General features: G+C 69.2%; 4 protein-coding genes. 2 read left to right on the forward strand and 2 right to left on the reverse strand.

The annotated features are described in order from the left end of the window. Positions 1-109 precede the first annotated feature (109 nt). Both QMX80_RS18780 and QMX80_RS18785 read right to left on the reverse strand, forming a co-directional pair. A complete protein-coding gene (locus QMX80_RS18780; protein ID WP_055765786.1) occupies positions 110-307 on the reverse strand; it encodes a hemin uptake protein HemP in 198 nt (65 codons plus the stop codon). A gap of 343 nt (positions 308-650) precedes the next feature. Continuing rightward, a complete protein-coding gene (locus QMX80_RS18785; RefSeq protein ID WP_273080708.1) occupies positions 651-1,622 on the reverse strand; it encodes an aldo/keto reductase in 972 nt (323 codons plus the stop codon). 202 nt (positions 1,623-1,824) lie between these two features. Here QMX80_RS18785 and QMX80_RS18790 point away from each other — a divergent pair, with 202 nt between their 5' ends. Then, complete coding sequence (locus QMX80_RS18790) at positions 1,825-3,123, forward strand: nucleoside transporter C-terminal domain-containing protein (RefSeq protein WP_273080710.1); 1,299 nt, start codon at positions 1,825-1,827, stop codon at positions 3,121-3,123. A 59-nt stretch (positions 3,124-3,182) separates the two neighbouring features. Further along, the coding region (locus QMX80_RS18795; protein WP_282278696.1) for a PfkB family carbohydrate kinase at positions 3,183-3,439 on the forward strand (257 nt) is incomplete at its 3' end.

Raw genomic sequence — 3,439 nt, forward strand, 5'->3', positions numbered from 1 at the left:
GGCTAAAATGGCGCGGTTTGGGTGGGCCGCGGCGCCGGGGGCGGGGGCCGGGCGGCGGCCAAGGGGGGAGAGAACGGGGAATGCGGCGGCCGCAGCTGCGGCAACGCGCTTACTTGGTCAGGATCAGCTTGTCGTTGCTGGTATGGCGCAGGCGGTAAACGCGGTCGCCATGGCGGATCAGGATTTCGCGCTGGCCCTTGAGCAGGGCGCCGCTGTCGATGGTGTCATCGACGGCCACCGCCTGCGGGGCGGAACGTTGCGGCAGGTGCAGCGTACGGGGGCGGAGCAGAACGGGTTGGGCGAACATCGCGGCGATTCCGTGGCGGGGACGGAATTGATGATAATGATTCTCATCCGCGACGCAAGGGGGTGGGCGAAATTTCTGCCCATCCCCGCCGTCGTCGGGAAAACCCGGCGACGGATACCGGCGCGGGCCGAGGAGTGCTGTGGGGCAACGCCCTGGGCTTCAGCGGGAGCGCCCCAGCGGGGCGTTGCCCCGCTCTACAGGCCCGCAGGCGCAGCGCCTTGCAACGCCCGGCGGGCTTTCCCCCTTGGCATGCGGCTGGTGGCTCATCCGGGCGGCCCCCGCAGGGCTTCGCCCCGCTCTGCCCGGCTGCCCCGCCGCCGGACAGCCGCCGTCAGTCGACGCCTCAGGCGAACGCGGCTTCCACCTTCTGCCAGGTCTCCTCGCCATGGCGCTCCAGCACGTCCAGCGCGCGCAGGTTCTCCTCCAGCTGCGACACCCGGCTGGCGCCGAGGATCACGCTGGACACGTGCCGGTTGCGCAGGCACCAGGCAATTGCCAGTTGCGCCGGCGACTCCCCCAGTTCCGCGGCCAGCGCGGTGAAACGCCGCACCTTGCCCAGCCGATCCTGCTCCGGCGATCCCAGCACCGCGTCCTTCAGCCAGTCCATCGTGGTCTGCGCCAACCGGCTGTCGGCGGCGATGCCGTCGTTGTACTTGCCGGTCAGCAGGCCCGAGGCCAGCGGCGACCAGATGGTCGTGCCCAGGCCGGCGTCGGCGTACAGCGGCGCATATTCCTGTTCCACCCGCTCGCGGTGCAGCAGGTTGTACTGCGGCTGCTCCATGGTCGGCGCATGCAGGCCGTTGGCCCGGGCGAACGCCACCGCCTCGGCGATCTGCGCGCCGGACCATTCCGACGTCCCCCAGTACAGCACCTTGCCCTGGCGGATCAGCACGTCCATCGCCTGCACGGTCTCGGCGATCGGCGCGTCCGGATCCGGGCGATGGCAGTAGTACAGGTCCAGGTAATCCACCCGCAGGCGCTTGAGCGCGGCGTGGCAGGCGTCGTGCACGTGCTTGCGCGAGAGTCCGCGCTGCAGCGGGTTGGGCGCATCGACCGCACCGAAGAACACCTTGCTGGAGACGCAGTAGCCGTCGCGCGGCAGGCGCAGGTCGGCGATCACATCGCCCATCACCTGCTCGGCGCGGCCCTGCGCGTAGACCTCGGCGTTGTCGAAGAAGTTGACCCCGTTGTCCCAGGCCGCGGCGATCAGGTTGCGCGCCTCGCCACGGGCGATCTGGCTGCCGAAGGTGACCCAGGCCCCGAAGGACAGGGCGGAAAGCTGCAGGCCGGACGACCCGAGGCGGCGGTATTGCATGGCAGGCTCCTGGAGCGCGGTCCGCGCGGGCGGCGCGGACGGAGCCGCCAGTGTAACCGCCGCCCCCCTGCCGATAGCGCCCGGGACCTTGCCGATGACGGCCTGATCGCCGCCATTGGCCCCTATCGGCGTCGGGATTGTTGCCCGGCACTGGCCGCTGCACTAGGCTTGCCGCTTTTGCGGGCTGGCCCGGGGAATACTCATGGTCGAAGGATTGGGCAGGATCGGCTTCGGCCTGTTCGGCCTGGTGGTGCTGATCGGCATCACCTGGCTGTTTTCCAACAACAAGAAAGCGGTGGACTGGAAGCTGGTCGCCACCGGCGTCACCCTGCAGATCGGCTTCGCCGCGCTGGTGCTGCTGGTGCCCGGCGGGCGCGACGTGTTCGACTGGCTGGGCCAGGGCTTCGTCAAGATCCTGAGCTACGTCAACGAAGGCTCCGGCTTCATCTTCGGCGACCTGATGAACGTGCCCAAGTACGGCTTCATCTTCGCCTTCCAGGTGCTGCCGACCATCATCTTCTTCTCGGCGTTGATGGGCGTGCTCTACCACCTGGGCGTGATGCAGGCGGTGGTCAAGGTGATGGCCTGGGCGATCACCAAGGTGATGCGCGTGTCCGGCGCGGAGACCACCAGCGTCTGCGCCAGCGTCTTCATCGGCCAGACCGAGGCGCCGCTGACCGTGCGCCCGTACATCCCGAAGATGACCCAGTCCGAGCTGATCACGATGATGATCGGCGGCATGGCGCACATCGCCGGCGGCGTGCTGGCGGCCTACGTCGGCATGCTCGGCGGCGGCGACCCGGTGGCGCAGGCGTTCTACGCCAAGCACCTGCTGGCCGCCTCGATCATGGCCGCACCGGCCACTCTGGTGATCTCCAAGCTGCTGGTGCCCGAGACCGGCACCCCGCTGACCCGCGGCACGGTGAAGATGGAGGTGGAAAAGACCTCCTCCAACATCATCGACGCGGCGGCCGGCGGCGCCGCCGACGGCCTGAAGCTGGCACTGAACATCGGCGCGATGCTGCTGGCCTTCATCGCCCTGATCGCCCTGCTCAACGCGCCGCTGACCTGGCTGGGCGAGGTCACCGGCCTGGCCCAGGCCATCGGCAAGCCGACCAACCTGGCCACCATCTTCGGCTACGTGCTGGCGCCGATCGCCTGGGTGATCGGCACGCCATGGGCCGATGCCACCACGGTGGGTTCGCTGATCGGCCAGAAGGTGGTGATCAATGAGTTCGTCGCCTACCTGCAGCTGTCGGAGATCATCAAGGGCAATGTCGCCGGCGTCGCGCTGAGCGACGAAGGCCGCCTGATCGCCACCTATGCGCTGTGCGGCTTCGCCAACTTCAGTTCGATCGCCATCCAGATCGGCGGCATCGGCGGCCTGGCCCCGGACCGTCGCCACGACCTGGCCAAGTTCGGCCTGCGCGCGGTGCTCGGCGGCACCATCGCCACGCTGATGACGGCGACCATCGCCGGCGTGCTCAGCCACTTCGGCTGAGCCACCGGCGCGCTCCCCCTTCCGGCTCCCCCACAGCCACCTGAAGAGAAGTAGATTCCATGAAGTCTGTTGTCGTTGCCGGTTCCTTCAATGTCGACCACGTCTGGCGCTGCGATGCCCTGCCCGCGCCGGGGGCGACCATTGCCGGGCGCTACAGCACCGGTCCCGGCGGCAAGGGCTTCAATCAGGCGGTGGCCGCGCGCCGCGCCGGCGCCGACATCACCTTCGTCTGCGCACTGGGCGATGACGCCGGCGGCGCGCTGGCGCGCCAGCTCGCCGCTGCCGATGGCATCGTGCTGGCCGCCGAGGCCAGCAC

It is taken from the genome of Stenotrophomonas sp. PS02297, assembly GCF_029959705.1.
GTDB classification, from domain to species: Bacteria; Pseudomonadota; Gammaproteobacteria; order Xanthomonadales; family Xanthomonadaceae; genus Stenotrophomonas; species Stenotrophomonas nitritireducens.